At 46.5% G+C, this 23,531-nt stretch carries 18 protein-coding genes; 10 read left to right on the top strand and 8 right to left on the bottom strand.

All coding sequences use genetic code 11. The features are described from left to right. Nucleotides 1-244: 244 nt before the first annotated feature. From ABI361_06680 to ABI361_06655, 6 genes are all read left to right on the top strand, one after another. A complete protein-coding gene (locus ABI361_06680; GenBank protein ID MEO9320340.1) occupies nucleotides 245-760 on the top strand; it encodes a hypothetical protein in 516 nt (171 codons plus the stop codon). Between the two features lie 66 nt (nucleotides 761-826). Then, nucleotides 827-2,056, top strand: coding sequence for an adenosylhomocysteinase (locus tag ABI361_06675; protein ID MEO9320339.1), 1,230 nt, complete (start codon nucleotides 827-829; stop codon nucleotides 2,054-2,056). A gap of 31 nt (nucleotides 2,057-2,087) precedes the next feature. Beyond that, the gene (metG, locus tag ABI361_06670; protein ID MEO9320338.1) at nucleotides 2,088-3,752 is read left to right on the top strand and encodes a methionine--tRNA ligase; all 1,665 of its coding nucleotides are present in this window, start codon (nucleotides 2,088-2,090) and stop codon (nucleotides 3,750-3,752) included. 49 nt (nucleotides 3,753-3,801) lie between these two features. After that, a complete protein-coding gene (locus ABI361_06665) occupies nucleotides 3,802-4,326 on the top strand; it encodes a nicotinamide-nucleotide adenylyltransferase (protein ID MEO9320337.1) in 525 nt (174 codons plus the stop codon). Continuing rightward, nucleotides 4,320-4,466, top strand: coding sequence for a hypothetical protein (locus ABI361_06660; GenBank protein ID MEO9320336.1), 147 nt, complete (start codon nucleotides 4,320-4,322; stop codon nucleotides 4,464-4,466). The genes ABI361_06665 and ABI361_06660 overlap by 7 nt, the downstream gene beginning before the upstream one ends. A gap of 76 nt (nucleotides 4,467-4,542) precedes the next feature. Further along, nucleotides 4,543-5,199: a mechanosensitive ion channel domain-containing protein gene (locus tag ABI361_06655; protein ID MEO9320335.1), complete on the top strand. Its 657-nt coding sequence runs from the start codon at nucleotides 4,543-4,545 to the stop codon at nucleotides 5,197-5,199. On the opposite strand, the gene ABI361_06650 is transcribed toward ABI361_06655, so the two are convergent. Next, nucleotides 5,196-5,852 (bottom strand): hypothetical protein, encoded by a 657-nt coding sequence (locus tag ABI361_06650; GenBank protein MEO9320334.1) that lies wholly within the window; start codon nucleotides 5,850-5,852, stop codon nucleotides 5,196-5,198. The two genes, ABI361_06655 and ABI361_06650, sit on opposite strands and share 4 nt — an antisense overlap. A gap of 129 nt (nucleotides 5,853-5,981) precedes the next feature. On the opposite strand from ABI361_06650, the gene ABI361_06645 reads away from it, so the two are divergent. Then, a complete protein-coding gene (locus ABI361_06645; GenBank protein MEO9320333.1) occupies nucleotides 5,982-6,731 on the top strand; it encodes a pirin family protein in 750 nt (249 codons plus the stop codon). A 368-nt stretch (nucleotides 6,732-7,099) separates the two neighbouring features. Here ABI361_06645 and ABI361_06640 read toward each other — a convergent pair whose 3' ends face one another. The 3 genes from ABI361_06640 to ABI361_06630 all read right to left on the bottom strand — a co-directional run bounded on the left by ABI361_06640 (nucleotide 7,100) and on the right by ABI361_06630 (nucleotide 11,536). Next, the gene (locus tag ABI361_06640; GenBank protein ID MEO9320332.1) at nucleotides 7,100-8,725 is read right to left on the bottom strand and encodes a tetratricopeptide repeat protein; all 1,626 of its coding nucleotides are present in this window, start codon (nucleotides 8,723-8,725) and stop codon (nucleotides 7,100-7,102) included. Nucleotides 8,726-9,063: 338 nt separating this feature from the next. Next, complete coding sequence (locus ABI361_06635; GenBank protein ID MEO9320331.1) at nucleotides 9,064-9,399, bottom strand: hypothetical protein; 336 nt, start codon at nucleotides 9,397-9,399, stop codon at nucleotides 9,064-9,066. A gap of 613 nt (nucleotides 9,400-10,012) precedes the next feature. Next, entirely contained in the window at nucleotides 10,013-11,536 is a 1,524-nt protein-coding gene (locus ABI361_06630; protein ID MEO9320330.1) for a caspase family protein, read from the bottom strand. Between the two features lie 554 nt (nucleotides 11,537-12,090). On the opposite strand from ABI361_06630, the gene ABI361_06625 reads away from it, so the two are divergent. Next, entirely contained in the window at nucleotides 12,091-14,208 is a 2,118-nt protein-coding gene (locus tag ABI361_06625) for a tetratricopeptide repeat protein (GenBank protein ID MEO9320329.1), read from the top strand. Between the two features lie 943 nt (nucleotides 14,209-15,151). Here ABI361_06625 and ABI361_06620 read toward each other — a convergent pair. The 4 genes from ABI361_06620 to ABI361_06605 form a co-directional block, all read right to left on the bottom strand. Continuing rightward, nucleotides 15,152-17,167, bottom strand: coding sequence for a tetratricopeptide repeat protein (locus ABI361_06620; GenBank protein ID MEO9320328.1), 2,016 nt, complete (start codon nucleotides 17,165-17,167; stop codon nucleotides 15,152-15,154). Nucleotides 17,168-17,349: 182 nt separating this feature from the next. Further along, the gene (locus tag ABI361_06615) at nucleotides 17,350-17,832 is read right to left on the bottom strand and encodes a hypothetical protein (GenBank protein ID MEO9320327.1); all 483 of its coding nucleotides are present in this window, start codon (nucleotides 17,830-17,832) and stop codon (nucleotides 17,350-17,352) included. Between the two features lie 88 nt (nucleotides 17,833-17,920). After that, nucleotides 17,921-18,202, bottom strand: a complete 282-nt coding sequence (locus ABI361_06610) for a hypothetical protein (GenBank protein MEO9320326.1) — start codon at nucleotides 18,200-18,202, stop codon at nucleotides 17,921-17,923. A 71-nt stretch (nucleotides 18,203-18,273) separates the two neighbouring features. Next, nucleotides 18,274-20,400 (bottom strand): caspase family protein, encoded by a 2,127-nt coding sequence (locus ABI361_06605; GenBank protein ID MEO9320325.1) that lies wholly within the window; start codon nucleotides 20,398-20,400, stop codon nucleotides 18,274-18,276. Between the two features lie 138 nt (nucleotides 20,401-20,538). Between ABI361_06605 and ABI361_06600 the strand changes: the two genes are divergently transcribed. Beyond that, nucleotides 20,539-21,318: a hypothetical protein gene (locus tag ABI361_06600; protein MEO9320324.1), complete on the top strand. Its 780-nt coding sequence runs from the start codon at nucleotides 20,539-20,541 to the stop codon at nucleotides 21,316-21,318. Nucleotides 21,319-22,296: 978 nt separating this feature from the next. Further along, nucleotides 22,297-23,400 (top strand): CHAT domain-containing protein, encoded by a 1,104-nt coding sequence (locus ABI361_06595; GenBank protein MEO9320323.1) that lies wholly within the window; start codon nucleotides 22,297-22,299, stop codon nucleotides 23,398-23,400. Nucleotides 23,401-23,531: the final 131 nt, after the last annotated feature.

The raw sequence follows: 23,531 nt of genomic DNA, 5'->3' as shown, positions 1-23,531 counted from the left end.
TCAGCGAAACCTCCAGGACTACAATATTGAATTGGCTAGTTACGGCGGCAGAGACGTACCGGTAAAGCTTCTACGCGACATAGATTACACAAAGGAGCAGATTGCAAATCTCACCAAGCAAATTGGCAGCACCTGAGGATCCAAGGGTAAGACCAGCACCACGGGGGGGGGTTATCTGAAAGCCAAGTTCATAGTCGGCAAACCTAAATATCTCCCGATGAATTGATTTGCAAAGCTGCTTTCAATGGCTTCATCATTTCGTCTGATGTTTCTAAGCATCATAGTGCTGCTTACAATCGGAGGCGCACTTGCATACTATGGCTATCAGTCCTCTATCTACCCCATTGACGTCGCTACTGGCGACCTTGACAGGGCGGAAAGCGCCGGCACGCCCCAGGATATGGCGCAGTTTGTGACCCATGCGAAAAGGCTGCTACCTGAGAGTGGAAATCCAGTCTGGGCGTTTCCCACTCCGAGAAGCGACTTTGGGCTGATTCAGGCGCAGCTTGACGCCGTCATTTCGAGATCTAATTCAATATCAACTCTGGAACCTCACAGCAGCGCCTACAACACCGGCATGTCAGATATGCGCGAATCGATAAACGTAATGAAATTGGACCTTGTTGACATCATGCCCTACCTCTACGTTAGCTCAACTAACCTGATGTACAGTTTCATTTGGGCAGCGGTTATCCTGGTAATCTTTGTCGTGATGCGACGCGGAAGGGCCAAGTACCGCGAAGAACTTGAAACGCAATAGTCCCTCTGGTCAGGGAGCACCCGCACCTTCTGTTGAAGAACCTGCTCAAGTTTGGCTCGGTAAACCATGACAAGCAAGATTGCTGACCCGTCTCTTGTTTCCAGGGGGAGGCTGGCGCATGAATGGGCAAAGGCAAGGATGTCCATTCTTGACAGAATAGTCCGGTCGCATTCGGCAAAGCCACTGAGCGGCCTGCGTCTGGGAATATGCCTGCATGTAACCAGGGAAACATCCGTGCTTGCAATGGCTGCAAAGGACCTTGGTGCGCAGGTTTCGCTGTGCTCCGCGAATCCCTTGTCTGCACAAGACGATATCGCCGCGTTTTTGGACGCCGAAGGCATCGGCGTTTATGCCTGGCGCGCAGAGACTGAACAGGAGTACCGAGACTGCATAAGGACTGTCGCTGAATCAAGGCCACATCTCGTCATTGACGACGGCGGCGACCTGCACTCTGCTATTCACGGCGCGAAAAAGTCATCCAAACTGCCCATCGGAGGGACAGAGGAGACCACATCTGGGGTAAAGCGCCTGAAGGCTCTTGAAGCCGAGGATAGGCTGCTCTACCCGGTAATCGCGGTAAATAATGCTAAAACAAAGTTTCTGTTTGACAATCAACACGGCACCGGGCAGAGCACTATTGACGGCGTGCTGCGTTCCACCGGGATGCTAGTGGCAGGAAAAACCGTCGTGGTCTGTGGCTACGGCTGGGTAGGAAGAGGCGTCGCCTCAAGAGCTCGTGGAATGGGAGCGCGAGTCGTGGTAACAGAGGTTGACCCGGTCAAGGCCCTGGAGGCACACATGGACGGGTATGATGTCAGGAGGATGTCAGAGGCTACTTTGATGGGGGACTTGATTATCACATGCACCGGGCAGAAGGGCGTGATAAGAGCGGAGTACTTCAAGAATATGAAGGACGGCGCAATTCTTGCTAATGCCGGGCACTTTAATGTCGAGATTGACGTTGGATATCTAAAGGCTAACGGCAGACGCACTTTGTTAAGGCCGAACCTTGAACAATACGTCGTTTCAGGCAGAAAGCTGTATCTGCTATCTGAAGGGAGGGTGGTCAACCTAGTTGCGGCAGAAGGCAATCCGCCTGAAGTGATGGCACTATCATTTGCAAACCAGCTTTTATGCATCCTTTACTCTGCTGACAAGGCCCAGTCGCTTGAAAAGAAAGTCTATGGCGTCCCGGACGAAATCGACAGAAAAGTAGCCGCGTACGCGCTTGAAGACAGGAGGCTTCAGATTGATTCCTTGACGCCGGAGCAAGAGAAGTACAGCAGGTCTAGTTAGGTTAAAATCTAGATCGCGAATCTGACTGTTGATGCCGGAGACGATCAAGAGCGCGGTTGTCACAAGCGCCCTTCCCTATGCAAACGGTGAGATACACCTCGGCCACGTGGCCTCGACCTACCTTCCGGCTGACATTTTTACAAGATATTCTAGGCTCAAGGGCAGAGAGATTTACCACATCTGCGCTACCGACGATTTCGGCACTCCTATTCTTGTGAAGGCAGAAAAGGAAAACAAGTCCCCGCAAGACTATGTAAAATCGTGGAATGTGCGGGACCACGAGGACTTTACCTCGCTTGGCATATCGTTTGACTATTTTGGAAGCACCAGCGACCCGGACAACGTCAAGTTCGTGCAGTACGTTTTTTCCAAACTGTTCAAAAACGGCCACATCTACGACAAGCCGGTAATCCAGTACTATTGCGAGTACGACGACAAGTACTTGCCGGACAGGTACGTAATTGGCACGTGCCCGTACTGCGGCGCCCCAAACCAATACTCTGACCTTTGCGAGAGCTGCGGCAGGGTGCCGGAGAAAATCCTCGAGCCTCGATGCGCAATATGCTCAAGGCCGCCTGTCAAGCGCGAAAGCAAGCACTACTTTTTCAGGCTGTCGAGTTTTTCAGACAAGCTGCGGGACTGGCTCCAGTCAAACGAGCACCTGCAGCCCGAAGTAAAGAACTATGTCATTAACTGGATAAACGAGGGGCTGCAGGACTGGGACATCACCCGGGACCTGTCGTGGGGCGTGCCGATACCGCTTGAAGAGGCAAAGGGCAAGGTTCTCTACGGCTGGTTTGACAACCACCTGTGCTACATCTCTACGCTTGCCAAGCAGGTCTCGACGACTGGCAAGGACGGCAAGCAGTACTGGAACAGTTCAGAAATCTACCACTTTATCGGAAAGGACATCGTTTACCATCACTATCTCTTTCTGCCAGCAATGAGGATCGGAATTGACGAGGAATACAGGCTTCCTGACTATATTCCAACGAGGGGTCACCTGATGCTCCAGAACCAGAAGATATCAAAAAGCAGGAACTGGTACATCGGCCTTAAGGACTTTCTATCGCAGTTCAGCGCCGACTATTTGCGCTACTACATCGCGTCGGTGGTAACATACTCGCAGGACGACCTCAACTTTGACTTTGACGTGTTTTATGAAAAAATAAACAACGAGCTTATCGCGAACGTTGGGAATTTTGTAAACAGGGCGCTCTCCTTTACTGCCAGGACGTTTGGCGCCAAGGTGCCGGAGCCCGGCGAGTTTGGACCGGAAGACCGAAAGCAGCTCGAGGCCCCATCGAAAGTGGTAGTGGAGGCAGGCAACCTGCTGGAAAGAAACGAGATAGACAAGGCCCTCAAGGCTATCATGGCATACAGCGCAGGCCTGAACCAGTATTTTCAGGGCAAGTCGCCATGGTCGAACAAGGAAACCGCGGCGGCGACTCTGTACGTGTCGGTCAATGCCTCCCGCTCTCTCGCGATATTGCTTGAACCTTACATTCCCTTTGCAGCTGAAAAGATCTGGCAGCAGCTGGGCCTTGAGGGCAGCGTGCACGGGCAGAAGTGGGAATCTGCAGGCAAGATGGATGCCGTCAAGCCAGGCCATACTCTTGGCAGGATAGAGCCGGTGTTTCGCAAGATAGAGGCAAAGGAAATAGAGCAGTGGAAGGCAAAGCTAGGCAAGAGGTAGCGCTTGCGTGGGCAGGTCGGGGTCAAGAAAACCAAAGATCAGGGGACTGATGCTTGGCCGGTTCCAGCCCTTCCACAACGGCCATCTGGCGCTTGCGCAGCAGATACTCGCCGAGTGTGACGAGCTGATAATCGGCATCGGGAGCGCGCAGTTCAACTTTATCGAAAAGGATCCGTTCACCGCCGGCGAGAGGATGGCAATGATACACAACTCGCTCGCCCATGCAGGTGCCGACCTTAACCGCTGCTACATCGTGCCGTTTCCAAACGACGAGAACAATGCGCGCTGGCTTGCGCACATCAGGTCTCTCATGCCGCCGTTCCATGTGGTTTATTCGGGAAACGAGTTTGTCCAGCTGCTTGTAAGCGAGCAGGGCTCTGAAATTGAGGTGCGGCAGCCAAGGTTTGTGAGAATGGAGGAATACAATGGCACGAACATCCGCCAGCTGATGGCCGACGGCAAGCCCTGGAAAACCCTGGTGCCGGAGGCAGTCGCAGAGATAATCGAGCAGGTCAGGGGCGTTGAGAGGATACAGATGATAAGCCGATCCGACAGCGTGCCTCACAAGTGGTAGTCGTGACCGGCGGACTGAGAGCGTGCCCCATCTGCCCCGACTGCGGAGGCAGGAAATTCAAGGTACTGCAAAACTCTCAGACGGCGGGCGCCTCGGTGACCGTCCAATGCCTTTCCTGCAGCAAGATAATCTCGATTTAAAGTTGAATTGTTTTTCATTACCGGTTAGCTATTTTCGAGTTATCGGCTTAACCCGAAAGGCGCTTTACTGCGAACGATGGCAATGGATCTTGTCACGTACCTCCCACTGCTGAGTATCGTGTTCAGCTCGATGGGCGTCTCGTTCGTGTTCAAGGACTATATCGCGGACCTCATTGCCACTATGGTCATGAAGTACAACCGCGACATCAGGATAGGAAACAGGATCAAGGTCTCTATTATTCCCGGGGTGGTCAAGGGCGATGTGATGGACATCGGCATATTGCGGACCACGGTGATGGAGGTAGGCGACGGCGAGCGCCTCCCGTCGGTGAGGACCGGACGGCTAATTAAGATTCCAAACTACCTGATCCTTAGCAACGCGGTTATGATTTACGGCGACACAATAATCGACGAGGTTGTGTCCTACGTGCCAAGGCCTTTTCCGGATTCCACTCTTCTGATACAGAGCATGAGGCAGGCGATAATCTCAAACGGGCACGGGTTGATTGACATCGGGCTGTACCAGACAAAGGATGACAAGCTTGCCATTCACGGGGTTTTTGAGACCAAGACAAGCGAGATGGGCGACCAGCGAAGCAAGATTCTGCTGGACTATTTGACTCTGAGCAGGCAGTTTGCCCGGCCTGAAAATGCAGAAGCTTCTTTATCGGAAGAGCCTGCTGTGCATGATAACGTGACTATTCCGCTGCAAAACATAGAGCGGAACCCTTAACGCAAAAAGGGATTTGGCAGCTGCGGCAGGCCGATTGGCGGCGTGGCGTTGTTCGTAATGGCCGCACCGTTTCCTTCGGGCAGGAGTGGACTGCTAACTGCGGAGGTTTGAGTCAGAGAATTTTGCTGCTCAACGGTGCCATAGATTGGCTGGCTTGCAACCAGGATTCCCGGCATTGCGTCGCCGAGCACAATGCTGATTGCTCTGAATTTTGCTATTGTCAATGTCACGGGTATCCTGTGAAACAGCTGGTTTGAATTGGCAATGTCGACATAGCCTGATATGACCTTCGAGCCATCGGTCCTGTTTGTCACGATGCTGTTTGGGCCGGCGACAAAATTCGCAAGCCGGAAGCTTTGGGAATCAGATCCGTCAGACTTTAGTGCGTTTATGTTTGCTTGAAAAGCAGTTGCGTTGGCAGAACTGACATCGAGGCTCCAGTTTCCCGTTAGGATGTACGGTACTGATTGAGTATAGACAAGCGAGGCAATGGTCCCGTTAATCGAGAAAGTGTCTATATTGAAAAGGCCGTTGCTTGCTTTCATGACCGGAACGCCCGGATCCAGGGCGGCGGCAGGGCTCCAAAACAGCGCAATTGACGCCAGACCAAGGGTAACTGGAATGGTCAGTCCTGCAAGAATTTTCTCTTTCACGCTGCAGAAAGCTGGGGATTTGATTTAACGGTTAGCGGGTTCTGGCTTCTGGAACGGTCTGTTGCAAAATACCTACTAAGTTCGGAATTCCTACCAATCTTAAATATTCCAACAGGCCTAACTGCAGTAATGATTGATATCAGAACTGCTGACAGGCATTTCAAGAGCGACCTTGGATGGCTTACCTCGTACCACCACTTTTCATTTGCTGACTATCACGATCCAGAGAACATCAATTTTGGTCCGTTGCGGGTATTCAATGATGATTTGATTCGACCGGGCACAGGATTTGGATTTCATCCCCACCGGGACATGGAAATTATCACATATGTAATCGAGGGAGAGCTGGAGCACCGCGACAATCAGGGCAACCATGGGATAGTCCATCCCGGCGAGGTCCAGGTAATGACTGCAGGCTCGGGAATTGTGCATTCAGAATACAATCACTCAAAGGAAAAGCCATTGAGGCTCCTGCAGATATGGATTTTTGCAAACGAGCGTGGTCTGAAGCCATCCTGGAAGCAGGAAATATTCGCACCCGAACTTGGCAGGAACAAATTTCTTAACGTGGTCGGTCCTGAGAATTCATCTGAGACTCGGTTGAGCATTCATCAAGATGCAAGAATTTACATCTCATCGCTCGATAAAGGGTCAGAGGTAATACATCATTTTGCGCCGGAACGCACTGGTTATCTTTTCGCAATAGCGGGCGAACTAGCGGTGAACAACAGTGCCCTCTCAGAACGATCATCAATGAGGATAAACCGAGTTGAAGAGCTTTCAATCGCAGCTACAATCAAAAGCGAAGTAATTCTTATTGACATGGCAGAGAAGTTCCGCATTAATGGAATAGTGAACGAAGCAACTGCAATAATGTAAATAGAAATTGAAAAGAACTGAGGATCTCCAATACCGGCCCTTGAGTTGGCATCCAAACCTTGAAAATGCATTATCCGAATTATAGTCATGCTCCGCTTTATCCGGAACGGCTACATTATAGACTAGCGAGTTCTGCGGATCTTTAAGTTTTCCTGTCTGGCCCCAAGGGACATCAATCATCTAGGTGAACTTTAGGTCGAGTTTCATCTGTATCGATGGGTTTGGGATCTAAAAACATTTCCATACATCTGTTTTAGTGGATTGTGTCTTTCTTGTTTGACTTTTTCTGACCGCATCTTTAACGACCTTTGGCATATCTTCAGATACTTGATATCGAGCAGTTATCACGCAATTGTTAACTTCCTTTCCTAATTGTACTCGTTCAATTTGTTGAGAGCAAGGTCCTTGTAATGCAAAGTGCGATCGTTTTCAGGGTTTAGTTCAAGGGCCTTATCGTAACACTTGATAGCTTGGTTATACTTGTGCAAGTCGTAGAGAGCTAGCCCTTTGTAATTCCACGCGTCATCGTATTTGGGGTTTAGTTCAAGGGCATTTTCGTAACACTTGATAGCTTGGTTGTACTTGCCAAATTCGTGGAGAGCAATTCCTTTGTAATTCCACGCGTCATCGTTTTCAGGGTTTAGTTTAATGGCGTGTCCATAATATCTTGCAGCGGCACTATAGTCACCCTGTTGAAAGCTTCTGAGGCCTTGTTCACAAAAAGAAGAAAACTTGGGGTCAGACGTTTCTTTCTTCAGTGAAGACCCCTTCTCTGGCACCTCGTCGGATGTTTCAGCCAGCTGGTTAAGCCTTTCAATATAGTCCAATGCCTCAACGTTATCATTTTCGATAGAAATTACTTGATTGAAGCAGTTTTTCGCATCCTCGATTCTGCGGAGTTTCATACAGGAAATTCCTTTCCGAGTTAGCGATACGATATGTTTCGGATTTATCTCTAAAATCCTATCATAAAAAATAATTGCTCGTTCGTAATCCCTTCTTGCATAATAATCGCTCGCTGCCTTCGCTAGCGGTGACATTTCGTCAACCGATGGATTTGGGGGAGCAGGTAAAACAGGATTTGTTGACCCATTTTCCGCAACCGGCCTCGGATATATGTTAAATATAAAGTCGCCAATTTCGCTACCGGGAAGGTAGCCATATAGGGGGTTCTGTGGAATTTCATTGCGGGGTACGTTCTTTACCAGATATTGTCCCAATTCGCTGGCAGTCAATATCCCATCTTTGTCAGGATCGAAATCTCCATCCAGTACCTCAAGCAGACAACCAGTGAAAGCGCCATGTGCCGAGCTGAGTTGGTTGAAGCCAACTCCCGAATCCAAGGCTAATTGGCTTTTGTCAGTAGCTGCTAAAGCCTGTATAGACCTCTTGTTTATTATCAATTTGAGATATTCATCATTTATGATATCTGGTCGTGGCGGTGCCCGTCCATCAATTAGGGCAGTACCGCTATAGCAGCTATCGAGTATAATGAGAACATGTTTGGCACTGCATAGCTTACAATTCCTAGTTATTTTTTCAAGTTCAATGTAGCTGCTGTATTTGTGGTCAGACCGGAACTCTGCGTCGTAGGGGAGTAGAAAGGATTCCGTAAACGGATGGCCTTGTTGGTTCTTACCTTCCCTGATGTGACCGTGTCCAGAAAAGTAAACCAAGAGCCTGTCATCCTTGGTAATTTCTCTACTTCGAATTTTGTCATCAAAAAAGTGGGCAAGATTTTCGCGCGTCGCGTCAGAATAAAGTATCAATTGAACATCATCAAATCCGTGTTTTTCTTTTAGGACCCTCGCTACTTCTCGGGCATCATTTACAGGATTTTTGAGATTGAGCTTTTCTTCTTTGTAGCAGGATATTCCTATCACTATAGCATAACTGCGTGTGTAAAGTTCCTTTACCGAGAGTAAGCGAGCATTGCTCTTTGTACCAAATTCACGTTCCGAATCACCTTCGGGCGAAAGATTCCTAGCTCCCATTCTCGTAATCTCGAGAGAGATTATGTAAAAATGAGCTATTAATTAAATAATTGGTGCAATGACGAGAATTTAGCGTGAGATGGATGCTTAAAGTATTTTCGCGGTCATGGTCGGCATGATTAAGAATCATCTTCTGGCGCGCCTAGTTAACTTGACATCACGAACTAACTTTTCAAGAACCAATAATGCCGTTATCGGGTGAATACCTCTTCCGACCGTCGCTCGCGGCGATAGAATGTACATAAGGTTTCATTCTTTCAAGCTGACCACCTGAATCGATGGTTAATCGTTGGCACCCTTCGCGGCTCCGCCAGAAAAGAGGAGCGCCGAAGGCGCGACTACTGCCGGAATACCAAGGGTGTCAGCGTACTTGAAATGCTGTCCTGCGCTTTCTTCAATTCACTCTCCTGAATCATACCCACAATTATTGAAAAGTGATCATAGATTGGGGTAGGCGGCAGAAGAACAAAGTTTTGATATGGAAGCGGAGCATCCAAATCTGCTTTTAAAGTACCGAGGGGAATTGAGATCGAGCTGGTACCGGTCTTGGTTGAAAATGTCAAGTTCATATTAGCATCATCGTGGAACGCGCGGTGGTCGCGCACGTACCCTCCCCTGAAAAGGACTAAGATAGAGTCGCCATGGCTGACTGCCGCCCCATCTGAAGCAGCCACACCCCTTTGAGCAGTTCTGGAACCCTGCGAACTCTGTCGTAACTTTCATTCGAACTTTTTGAGGACTGGTCGCAATTTGCTTTTCTGACTCTGCATTGGCTTCTGTCATGAAAGAGGATTTCTCGCGCAAATATATGAGAAATCAGGGTTGACTTTAATGATCAACTAAGGAATGAAGTTACCCGACTGATAGTACTTGCGCACATGGTCGTTATGAATAGGCGACAAACTCGGCAGTCCTAGAATTGAAGAAGTGTAGAATTAATGACTTTTTGCGCCATCAAGAAATCTGGCTGACATGGGAACCTCTGAACCCCGAGCGGTTGGAGCAACAATTAGAGATACGGGTCTTGATTACAAATTTATTTATCCACTGCGAATTGTAGTCTTGAATTCTTCGTGCCCCGCGCCTTGTTTCTTATTGTGTAGCTTTCGTGTTCGAACTGTCTTCGCTGGTGGATCCGAGTCTTTGCTAATATCCCTTTAAATCATTTCGACCGCATCCTTTGACGCACTCGCAAGTGCGGCTTGAAATTTCGCAATTCCGTCAAGATGTAATTTCGGCGCAAAATATTCATTGTATTCGCTTGTAATGCTGAAAGTGCCATTCGGATCACTCAGAAGGCAACGTGGGATTTTCTTCTTCGTCACGATGTACGGCATTACCGTACATCTGCATTGCTTCTTGCATACCCTTGTAGTATTTGTTGTCGCCATTCATTTTAAAGGCCTTGAGATAGAAATCTTGGGCGGTTCCGAATTCCGCTGCTGCATCAATGTAACTCTTTGCCTCATAAAGCGCAAGGCCTCTCTTGTATGAGGCTTCAGCATCGCGGTAAAGTTCTTCCGCCATCGTAGTAGTCCGATTCTTATCTTCTGTTTCTTCTTGACTTAATCTCTTTTGCTCTTTTGCTTTTTTCTTCAATAGTATATTCTCATCAGAATTTGTCTTCAGGTTTTCGACCTCTGTAAGAAATTCTTGCGCCTCTATGTTCTTGGGGTCTATGTTCAGTACCCTATTGAAGCAATCGCTTGCATCCTTCAGTTTTTTTAGACGCATGCACGAAATTCCTTTGCGGTTCAGAGATTCGATATTTTGTGGATTTATCTCTAGAATCCTGTCATAAAAAACAATGGCCTTTCCATAGTCTTTTCTAAAGTAGTAATCAGTAGCTGCCTTAACAAGTGGTGACATCTCATCGTCTTTGCGGCTATTGGGTATGAAGGGATCCAGTTTAGATGATCCATCTGAGGAAGGTCTGGCATAAATATTGAAAATAAAGTCGCCAGTTTCGCTTCCCGGAAGGTAGCCATAAAGCGGATTCTGGGGAATACCGCCGCGTGGTACATTCCTGACTAAATATTGTCCTAGCTCACTAGCCGTCAAGATTCCATCATTTTCAGGGTCAAAATCGCTGTTCAATACCTGAAGTAGGATGCCAGTAAAGGCACCATGAGCCGAATTAAGTTTACTCATTTCAATGCCTGAATCAAGTGCCAATTGGCTCTTGCCAGTAGCCGCGATAGCCTGTACAGACCTTGTGTTAGTTATCATTTTAAGATAGTCGTCATTTATGATATCGGGTTTTGGAGTTCCCCTTCTTTCAACTAGCGCGGTACCGCTAAAGCAGCTGTCGAGTATGAGGAGAACGTGTTTCGCGCTACAGAGTCTGCAATTCTTAGTTACTGTATCGAGATTAAGGTAGCTGCTGTACACGCACAACTTTGCGTCAAAAGGGATAAGAAATGATTCAGCGTACGAATTTCCTTCTTGATCCGCACTTTGTCTAATATCCCCGTGCCCAGAATAGTAAACTAACAATCTGTCGTCATTTGTGATGTCTGCACTTCTAATTTTGTCATAGAAGACCTGTGCTAGATTTTCGAGCGTTGCCTCAGAATCAAGTATTAATTGGACATCATCAAAGCCATGTTTTTCCTTCAATACCCTCGCGACTTCTCGAGCGTCATTTACAGGATTATTCAGATTAAGTCGCTCTTCCTTATAGCAAGAAATTCCGATTACAATTGCGTGGCTGTGGCTATAAATCTCTCTTATGGAAAGTAACTTAGCGTCATTCTTCGGAGCCGATTTCTGTGTCGAACCACTTTCAGGCAGAAGGTTTCTGGATGCCATCTCTAGACTATCAAGCGTAGACATTTAAGAATGAGGTTTTTATAAAACGATCTGTCCTATGATTTAGTTTGACATCTTTCCACTGCCAAAGCTGGGACTGAACGTCTCCAAAATGAAAAGCAGCCAGATTTTATAGCGTGGTTTATTGGATAACACATCTGAGCTCAAACCATCGCCCATCTCTCTTTTCCATGGTGATCCGTTCTGCCGATTGGCCTGCCTCTAGCGATAGATGGAATGCAATTTTTTCTTTAAAAGTCAAAACTGGCTAGATTGTATACACGTGGCCAATATGCGGAAATGCATGGTCCGTTTTTCACATACTTGCTATGATGATAAAATTGAAACTACTTACATCGTGCAGTCTATCGGTCATTATGATTATATTTTTGAGGGCAGTTCTTTTAGGCGTGCGTACGGGCTTCCATAGCGTTTTTGCTTCGGGCAACCAACAAAAAGTTAAAGGCAATCCTGACAAGCATCCAACGGATTTCATTAGGCGGTCACGAGGCACAGTTTACGTATCTCCAAGAACTCTAGCGAATCAATCGAAGATGGACGCTCAATCCAAACCAAAAGTTCTGCGCCATCGGTCAGTAAGGGAGCTATATGTCAAGAGCCATGCCATAGTCATTGGAATATCTAATTATAAAAATGAAAAGCTCTACCTAAAAAACACTGTAAATGATGCAAAAGAAATAGCTAAGATTCTTGAAGAAAAATACGACTTTGAAGTTAGACTGCTAATAGACGAGCAAGCGTCTAAGCAGGAACTTGAAGAATTATTTATAGACACGATTCGTGGTCAAGCAATTGGTGAAAAAGACAGACTACTCGTATATTATGCAGGCCATGGCGTCCTAAGAAGTAGTGCCCGTGGGAGGGGTGGCGTATTTGAGGAATCATTCATCGTGCCGTTTGATGCAAAACCTGGCTCCCATTCCACTTATGTCAACTTGGACATTCTAACAAACAATTGTCAATTTTGTCATGCAAAACATGTATTGCTAATCCTCGACAGCTGTTATAGCGGCTCGGCGCTCGTTAACCGTAGAAATTTTGAGCTTGAATCTGACCAAGACGATCGATATCTTGCAGGAAAAATTAGCAAAAGATCATTCCAAGTAATTGCAGCAACCAGTAGAGACCAGGCGGCCCTTGATGGGTGGTTCGGATCTGACCATGGAGCCTTTACAGAAAGCTTATTGCAACTTCTTAACAACGAATTCGACCCTGATCATGATGGCATTTTAACGGCTAGCGAAGTTGGCGCTTACTTGGAAAAATATGTTCCTCGTAGTAGAGTGCCTCAGAACCCTATCTATGGCCATTTGCCCGAAAGCGACTGGGGTGAATTTGTTTTCAAGATTTTTTCTGACAGAGGTACGTTACATTCTAATGAACAAATATCGAGCGAGAATTCACCAATTCAGGACCGCGCAGACAAAATTACAGTGCTCAGAGAAATGGCTGCTACGAGCATCCAGAATACAGACTATCGTTCGGCAAGAGTTTTTTATGACAAGATCTTGGATTTACAACCGAGAGATGTTGACTCGCTAGTCGGGAAGGGACGCTCACTGTATTTGGAGGCAGGTACACTATCCGAGCAAGGAAAATACCAAGAAGCGAGAGAATGCTTTGAAAGGGCCCTCGCGCTAAACCCCGACAATACTACCGCAAATACCTGGAATGCCCGTACGCATAACATGCTTGGCAAATACCAGGAAGCTATTAACTTCTATAACAAGGCCATTGCACTCGAGCCGAACTCTTATGATGCAATTGGCGAAAAGGCGTACGCGCTTAACATGCTTGGCAAATACCAAGAAGCTATTGAGTGCTTTGACAAGGCGATTGCGCTAGAACCTGAATTTTCTCTTGCAGTTTGGGGCAAGGGTGAAGCTCTCCGAGGGCTTGGCAAATACCAAGAAGCTATAAAACTCTACGACAAGGCCATCGCGCTAGAACCTGAATTTTCTCTTGCAGTTTGGGGCAAGGGTGAAGCTCTCCGAGGGCTTGGCAAATACCAAGAAGCAATTGAGTGCTTTGACAAGGCGATTGCGCTAGAACCAAGTAATTTAGACATACTTCAAGGAACGAGCGACACCCTTCGCATGCTTGGGAAATACCAGGAAGCTATTGAGTGCGCCGAAAGGGCAACTTCGCTGGATCCAAAGTCTGCTCAGTCATATGCACTTAAGGGATACGCTCTCTACGACCTCGAAAAATTCCAAGAAGCGATAGATTTCCTTGACAAGGCCATTGCAATAAAGCCTGACTATCCACATGCCCTTAACGAAAAAGGATATGCTCTGCTCAGACTTGGCAATTATCATGAAGCTATTCATTGTTTTAATAATGCTATTTCGTTAGATCCTGACCGATACGATTCATTTGTAGGTAAAAGTATCTCGTTTCGCCAGCTTGAGAAGTACCAGGAGGCTATTGAGTGCGCTGACAAGGCGATTGCGATAAACCCAGACAAATCCGCCGCATTTGAGAGTAAAGGCCACGCTTTCTATGATCTTGGAATGTACCAAGAAGCTATTGATTGCTTTGACAAAGTTCTTCTAATCAACCCGGGCGAGACGGAAGTAGCGAAATTTAAGAAAGCGATCTTGGACAAACACAAAAAAGGGAATTCGAGGAGATGGCGAAAACCATGGTAGATGCGGAGTAAAAATTGAATTTAACACATGCACATTATGAACCAAAATAATTTTGTTCTGATTGAAATTAGCTGCTCATATACAGTTAGGTTTTCAATTAAGAGCCTATCCCACTAATCTTGACCTATTTGCCTCCTGCCATTGACTGCTATCCGTATAGCTTGCCTCTTTGACATTGCTCTCGTAAATTAGAGAGGGCACAAGACCCTTTGAAGCTTGATCTCCTTACTCAGTCTGCCCATTACTTAAGATAGCACCACGATTAGCTCGTCACAGCTTTAGCCTCAAAGGTGATAGCCATTTGGAAATGGCAGCAAAATTATTCTAGCTTACCAATCTGGTACAGATGGTCCACTTGTCAGGGTCACATTTGTTGATAATGTCGCGCAGATAGTCGACGAGCTGCGGGTAGAATATAAGCCGATACTGAATTTCGGGCTAGTTATGAAACTGTCACGAGACTAGTGTGCTATCAGTTTTTCAAGCAATTGCAAAGCGGATATGGCAGGAAGCTGATAGTTACGGACGGTCAACAATGCGTAGATACCAAGTTGCACAGATTCACTCGATGCTTTTATCATGGAACTGAAAAATATAGCAGGTTGCATTAACAATGTGAAATGTCCCAATGTCCATTTTCTATATCAGAAGAAGAACTTTAATAGGTCATACAAAGTAATAGGTTGTATCTGTTTCTGCTGTAGAGCATAATGGGCTTCCTCGAAGAGACCCTATTGTGGCCCGCCCACCCATGCTATCCAATACAAAAATGATTCTTATTTGAGGACTTTAGTGGAAGAAGATCAGTGCGATCCAAAGTTTCAAGAAACCGGATCTGATTATTAAGGCTCCTCCGGAGAACAGCCACGAAACATTCATCGAAATCATCGACGATTAGGTCGCCGATTCTGGGTCCTGCAAATATTTTACTTTAAAAGTTAGATTATCGAAGGAACTTCTTCTTTGGCAGATTCTTGGACATTCCTTTTGGCAGTGTGGGATTCTCAATTTGATCTCTTAGCAATGCGTCCGGCGAAGGATCCGTGCCATGCGCCGTTAGTGCCTCATATGGCAGAGTAGGTTTTTCACGCTGCCCTCTTGACAACCTATCCGTGTTTCTGCGTTCATCTTTTGACATTCCTTTTGGCAGTGTGGGATTCTCAATTTGATCTCTTAGCAATGCGTCAGATGAATAGGGATTGGTTTTCTGAACTCGGAGCTTATCCTTGGTATCCGAAATTTTGGTGAGCGAATTTCGATAATTGTTTCGAATAGCTAAATTGCTCGGCTCTAATTTGAGCGCAGTCTGAAAATTCGCAATTGCTTCCATATACTTGCCAAGCTTGTTTAGAGCAAGACCCTTGTTGTTGTATGCTTTAGCATAGTCAGGTTTTATTTCAATGGCTTTGTTATAGCAAGAAATGGCCTCTTCGATTCGACCCAATTCTTTCAGAAGAACTCCCTTGTCATTGTATGTCTCATAATAATCAGGTTTTATCTCAATGGCTTTGTTATAGCAAGAAATGGCTTCCTGGTACTCGCGTTGATGGAAGAGTGCAAGACCCTTGCCATTCCACGCAGCCGCAAATTCGGGGTTCTGCTCAATTGCTTTGTCGTAGAATTCTATAGCCTTTCTCGAATTACCTTCATCATAGAGTTTCCTTCCCTGTTCATACAATCTGATGGTCTGTTTAGGATGCATTTCGGAACCAGCAGATGGAATCTTTTTTTCCTGAGGCGAATCCTCTGATGTCGGGTTTGACTTTGCAGCTAATTGGTCAAGCCTTTCCAAGTAGTCCAATGCCTCGACATTATCCTTCTCAAGCGATAGGACCTGCCTGAAACAATTTCTTGCATCCTCAATTCTGTTAATTTTCATCGAGGAAATTCCCTTTCGAGTTAGCGATCCGATATGCTTTGGATTAATCTCCAATATCCTATCCAAGAAGGTAATTGCTCGTTCGTATTCCCTTCTCGCATAATACTCGCTAGCTGCTTTGACAAGTGGTGACATTTCGTCGAATGACTGAGCAACTGGGACTTCAGATACAGCTCCAGTCGACCCAATCTTAACAGCGGGTCTAGTGTAAATATTGAAAATAAAATCACCAATCTCACTGCCTGGAAGGTAACCATAAAGCGGATTCTGAGGTATATCGTTGCGCGGTACGTTTTTTACCAAATATTGTCCCAACTCGCTGGCAGTTAGGATTCCATCATTGTCGGGGTCAAAATCACTGTCCAATATCTCGAGCAGGCAGCCTGTGAATGCACCATGTGAAGAACTTAGTTGACCAAGACCAACTCCGGAGTCCAGAGCCAACTGGCTCTTGTCAGTCGCTGCTACTGCTTGTATAGACCTCTTATTCGTTATTGATTTGAGATATTCATCATTTACGATGTCTGGTCGTGGAGGGCTGCGTCTATCTATTAACGCAGTACCGCTATAGCAGCTGTCAAGTATGAGTAAAACGTGTTTCGCACTACAAAGTCGACAGTTCCTAGTTATGATATCAAGGTTAAGGTAGCTGCTATATGTGCCATATTTTGCGTCGAACGGTATTAGGAACGATTCAGAGTAGGTATTCTCCTGTTGGTCCGCACTCGCCCTAATATCGCCATGACCAGAGTAGTAAACTAGAAGCCTGTCGTCTCTTGTAACTTCTTTACTTCTAATTTTGTCATCAAAAATCGAAGCGAGATTTTCACGTGTCGCCTCCGAATCAAGTATTAATTGCACCTCATCGAATCCGTGTTTTTCTTTCAAGACTCTTGCAACCTCTTTAGCGTCGTTTACAGGATTCTTTAGTTTGAGCCTCTCATCCTTGTAGCTAGATATTCCTATTACGATGGCATAACTGCGAGTATAAAGTTCCTTGACGGAGATAAAGCGAGCGTCATTTGTTGCGATCAATTTCTTCTCCGCGCCAACTGCTGGCAAAAGGTCTCGTGTTGCCATTTCAGTAAACTCGAACCAGATTATGGATGAACATGCTATTAATTAAGCAATTGGTCGAGCGAGATTAGATGGCTTCAACGCAATTAATCCTAGAGGCAATCTCGGAAGCCATTAAAGCACCTTAAGAATCCAATATCACCAAGAGTGAGAATTGTGAAGAAAATAACAATTCTCTCGTGGTTTTATGATGACACTATCTGAACCTGAACAGCTGTCGTTGTCCACTCATAATTCGCATTCACATTTGGTGTCAATGCCCGTGTAACCGAAGCCTCGTCTGTCATTGCCAACAAGAACTTGTCTAGTTCGCTTGGGATGCCGCGAGTTACAACGCCCTTCTGAATCATAGGCTTTTGGTCAAGTGTCGGGAGTATCAGCGGGCGAAAGCTAGCCGCTCCCATCGTGCCGAAGACTTTGAAGACGTCTATTCCGGACTTGTAGCCGTCTGGCAGTCCGCAGGTTAGGAATACGTCTTCAAACTTGCCGGCATCAATACTGAAAAAGTCAGAGCCAACCGGGTATACTTGTGATATCTTCCAATCTGGTGCTAGATCTAATGCGGTTACATTCAGCGTTCTGTCCGAGTTATTCCGCATCCTGAATACTAGCTGCGAGCCAGACGTCACGGTGAAAGTACCATCCGCTGCGGCCTCTAGGGGGGTCAATATAGGCCTGTCTCCAATCTCGAAACCCTTTTGCAGGCTGTAAAGCTCGACGGATAATTTTCTTGCTAGAAGAGAAGCGGCGTTGAAATTATCCAGCATAAGGACGTTCTTGTATTTTGAAAGATGGATCAGCCCCGAGTACTTTGCCCGCCGCAAATTCGTCCGAGATTTTCAATTGAGGGTTAATCTTTGGGATTGCCACCCCTGAAGGATCTTGGATCTCAAACTCGTCTCTGTTATTGATTACCACAAAGAAGTCGGCTTCCTGCGGCTGACCAATCTCTACAATCTTGCCTGACCTCGGAATAATGTCTCTTAATTTTGCAAGAGCCGCCGTCTGTGGTGCCCCTTGTGTGGGAGGTATCGCCACTTTCTTACATGCTGCCGAGCGCTGCTTTCTTGATAGATGAAAGATATGGGACTAGTCCAATAGAATAACCCTTAACTCGAGCTTATCTGTACCTGCACGGAAGTCATGGTCCATTCATAGCTGGCATTCACAGGCTGATCTAGGGATCTAGTGGGGGGCGCGTCAGCAGATATTGCAGCCAAGAATGTGTCCAGCTCACTTGCAGCACCCCTAGTGACCGCGCCCTTGCTCACAAGAGGCTTCTGATCAAGCGAAGGCAGCTCAAGCTGCCTGAAGCTTGCTGTCCCAAGGGTCCCGAATACTTTGAGCGTGTCCATACCAGACGAGTAGCCGTTCGGCAGGTTCGCAGAGAGGATGACATCCTCGAACTTTCCAGCATCTATCGGATTGAAATCAGAGTTTCTGGGGTAGACCTTTGAGACTTTCCAGTCAGGTGCAAGGTCCATTGCTGTAACCTTTAGTGTCCGGTCAGAGCCATTCTTTATGCGGAAGAGTAACCAAGTGCCATGCTTTACAACGTAAGCTCCTTTTTCGGATTTTAATAGCGTGGGCACGACCTTATCCCCTTGTTCATAGCCGTCCTGCAGGGTGTAGACTTCTACCGTGAGCTTGCCCGCGAGTGGTGAATCTCCGTTATGGTTGGCAAGTTCCAAAAAGTTGTTGTATTTTGATAGGTGTACCAGTCGCTTCAATACCTGATCTTGCGCCGACGGGTCCGAAATCTTTACCGGGGGGCTAATATTTGCTATTGGAGTACCGGTTTTGTCCTGGATGACGAATTCATCTTTCTCGTTGACCGCAACAAAGAACTCGGCATTCTGTGCCTCGCCCACTTGAACCATTTTGCCTGTGCTTGCAATTAGACCCTGCAATTTTTGAAGAGCGGCGGATCTAGCAGATGATTGTGTTTCGACCATTGCGACACGCTTGATCAGCGTTACAGAAGCCGACTCCAATGGGGCTGCTCTGTCACCAATATTCACCTTCGGCATGGATCCCTTGGGATCAATGACTATTCCCCAAGATTCTGTGGCGCCAACCTCTGTAGCATTGATTAAAGCAATCTTGGTCTCCTTTGAAAAGACATTTGCATTTTGAGCATAAATCGCAAAATGGTCATCCTTGGAAACCATATCGACCTTACCAGCGCCGATCTTGATTCTACGACCCGCATCATCTACCTCGGTTACATTGTAAGCGAACTGCCCCGTGGATTCCAGTTTGTCCACGCCAAACACAATGCGGTCTGCTTCACCATCAATCATTGGAGTTTGAGCGGGATACATAGCTCTGATTTGAGGGGAGATCTGGTCAAAAAGCATCTGATAAGAATATTGAGAGTTGGGGCCAACCTGCCTCAACGACCTCAGGAAATGGTACGTGAGTACTCCTCTCTGCTCGTTTTCAAGTGTGTCCTCCCAAGCGCTCTGCTCAGGCATACAAGCGGCCAAGAGCGTATATCCCTCTGGGTACGGCACAAAGCTGGGTCCAGCTGTCATGTCTCTGGTAGTGCCCGATCTTGCTGACTGACCAGGATTAGACTTCAAATTCTGCCAATTCTCCATTAGCTCCTGCGGCGAAGCAACTAGGCTGTCGGTTGGTCTCTTTGTCGCATCGTACGGAACTTTTGACAAACCTCGGGCTCTAGGCGTACCTCTGGTCGCTCCGCCCGAATGACAGCAATCCAGAACTATGGTGACAATGAGACCTTTGTCAACCATCCTTTTTAGTATAGTTGCCAATTCAACATCTCTAAGATAGCGCTTTTTAGGATCGCCAATGTCGGTTGGCACCAGTGCTTCATCCAGCCCACCTCCTACATGTTCTTTTATTTCGGAGTAGATTGTCGTCGCTCGTCCCCCGTGCCCGGAGTAATGTATGTACACTTGGTCGCCTTTTTCCGACGTTTCAGTTATGCGATTGAAAGAGGATACCATGTTTTCATAAGTCGGCAAGTCCGATTCGGATTCCATTGGTTGCTTTGCGTTAAAGCCAGCCGGTGAAGCGGTAAGTTTGATGATATTTTTTGGCGAGACGTTTAGTTGGGTTGTCAAGTACTTTTCAACATAGGAAATGTCGCGCACTGAGCCGGTAAGCGATTCATATGTGCCGTATGTGCCGTTGCACTCAATCACATTTGGATAGTAAAAGTCGACGCCAATCAAAAGCGCATGCAAAGTAGTGTTTTGCTTGTCCATAACAAGCGGTATTATCAGATGGTTTTACTTAACTAATTCGGAGCATTTGACATGTCAAGCAATCAAAATGTATACGACCGAGATATTTCAAGCATTCATTCCGGATTTCTTAAATAATAGTCAGGGTAAACCGAGCACATGACCCTAACTGCAATCGAGTCAGAGAGCCAGCGGGATGAGCGCCCAGAAAAAATAAAAATGAGGATGAGTTCTCCACCCACGGCTGCCGCGAAAGGTCCCACACCCAGGGAAATTTCCTTCTCGCAAGATGCGGCCGCAGTCAATCACGGTGACCCCATCATGGTATTATTCAGAGAGGGGTATATCCGAAGCGACAATAAGATTAAGGGCGACCCAAACATCGACATTGTTTTTTCAATCAAGACTGGCACCAGCTCATTTTCGATACCTCTAGGATCCTTTACGGTCCAACTAAATGATTATTTACCCTTTCAAAATGTTGTACTTTTGCCGCCCACTCCGGTGTCCGATTACTTTTCGATTATTGTTAATGTGATCCAAGAAAGCCAGCTCGCCAAGGCTCAGGACAGCATAAAAAAAGCTCTTACTCTGGCCAGTGACGTAAGCGGCTTCATACCAGGACTTGAAAAGATAGGTCCTGCAAGTGCCGGGGTTGTTGGAGATATTATCAACTTGATTGTAGCGTTGCGCCCTGACTATGCCATTATCGGTGAGGGCAACACCTACATCGTGGACGAGACGAGATACCCGGGAATAATTGACAAACAGCTTTATCCCAATAGCGGCCTAGAATATCTTAGATTGGGAAGATATATCATCTGCGAAGACGGGTACTATCACAAGGACGGCAAGTTCTATAGTGAGGATAATGATCAACCTGCGGAGCCGACTAGGCTTATTATCGAGCTTCTCAGGCCCAGCATCAAGAGCGCGTGAGGATTTCGCGCACAGCCACGCGCGTCCGAATTGTGCAGGCAGTGGGACGTGTTTGCTGCGCGCGTAAGGTTCTTGCATGAATTAGGTACCTACCAGTCCTCAATCTCCCTAATCTGTGCTACTGATATCGTTATACCATTGGGGCTATTACCAGTACCATGATCCACGCGATTATTTCCGCGAGTTTATCAGATTCGATAGCAGGAAATTACCTGGCTGCTCAGTTTCGCTGGAGGTTTCGATTTCGTTGTGCTAATGATTTCGGATGATATTTAGCCTCGCTTAGAGATCTGGTGACATTTGGCTCGCCGGGATTGTGAGCGCTTCACACGTTGTCCGTATCTGAGCGTCTTCAGAGAAATACATCCAACAGCCCGAGTATATGAGGCTTATTCCCCGCTTGGCATGATCCGCTTAACCTCCAGATGCGACTTTCATGTTTTAAACAACTACTGTAATGCCGTACTTGTTGAACAACACGGATGATTTGGCAAAGTTTGGAATTGAAGTTTGAGGAGTGAAGCTTTCAATATTGGCTTCAGGGAAGCCAGCCTCATCAATTAAGCGACTCGGTTGAAGACCAGCCGAAGGACGCGTAGACTTCAGTTGAAGCGCTCAAAAGCCTGATATCACGAGTCGCGCTAAATAAGTAGAGGACCTGCAACTAGTGGCGGTTTACAGCAATCAGTATGGTTGCGCAGTTTATTCGCCTCGAGGAATGTGCGGAATTAATCGTTGAATCGTAAACGGCGGATGCGGATTCTCCCGGGCGCTCTGCTCGGGATTCAATAATAACTGCAGGTTAAATCGTCCAGCTATCAGGATTTTGGTCGCAGAGCTTCGACTTTACTACATTCTTATGACCGAAGTCGACGCCTAAAAATTGCGGAGATATCTTATTAGTATGTGTGATAAATATCTTCTAACTTGGTTACACGGATACTTTTTCTCTCAGCCAATCCTGCCAGTACTCAAAAATTGCAAATCGATAGGGAGTTCAAATCAATAGACTATGCCCTTAGACTAGGTGATTTTGGAAGAGAATTCGAACTTGAGCAGAGAAATGCAGTCACACTACTTGAGCTTCAGGAGCATATGCTTAGGTTCAGACCTAACATATTACACTTTTCAGGTCATGGGAGTGATCAGGGACGACTAATTTTTGAAAACCAGAATGGAGGGGGTGATGAAGCGCCATCATTGGCAATAGCTTCGTTATTCGAAATACTCAATAGTAATCGTACTCCAATTGATCCAACGAATATCCTCAGATGTATAGTTTTGAGCGCTTGTTATTCATTGGAGCAGGCCGAGGCAATCTCTCGGTATGTGGATTGTGTTGTTGGGGTATCAAGAGCGATAAAGGACGAGAGTGCAATCGTTTTCTCAACTAGCTTCTACAGAGGTCTGTCTTATGGAATGAGTGCACAAGCCGCTTTTGATTTGGGTCGAAACCAGCTTCAGTTATCCGAGAACGTAGATGAAAAAATAGTCAAGTTAGTTCATCGCGAAAATATTGATCCCAATCGAATTGACTTCATAAATGCAAATCGCTCCAACACGTCGGTTTCAGATAAACAGAGCGAGATTGGAATGAGTTCAGGGAATCTTCGGATATCTGACATTAGAATGGCGTATGAAGGCGAGGGGTCGTGGTCGTGTACTCTAGATATTCGTGCACAAAACGACGGCGACTCAACTATCTTGATAAACAGTCTCGATTTGGTCGTTCTGGATGTGGGGATCGTGTACACACTAGGTTTCAAGGAATATTCTCACAAATATGATCTAGATATTAGCAATTTGATGAAGAAAGGACAAGTAGCAAATCTAACTCTGGCTCAAGAGATTAGACCCCGAGAAATTGACCGATTTGCTGTTGTACTTACTGCCAGAGAGTTGGGAACCGGTGTTTTTGCCCGATGGAAACTGCAACCTAGATTAAACTATAATTATGGCAGCGTAAGTGGGAACCCACTGACAATTACCCTGCCCCACCCTATTCGATTTTTTCATGAGGACGGTACGCCCGCGGATGACTGGGAGGCGCCCGAGGAAATATATGGAAAATTTGAACGTTGATTGACACCCAGAAACGGTGGCTGTGACTTCTCCAGAGCACCTCGATCTGGATGCGATCATTAGGAATCGAAAAACGGGCGGATCTTTAAATATTCCGGTTCGAGCCCAAACAGCAACCAACGCTGTAGATG

This window comes from Nitrososphaera sp. (genome assembly GCA_039938515.1).
Lineage (GTDB): Archaea > Thermoproteota > Nitrososphaeria > Nitrososphaerales > Nitrososphaeraceae > Nitrososphaera.
The sequence above is the reverse complement of the archived record's forward strand: the minus strand, read 5'-3'. Positions and strand labels throughout refer to the sequence as shown.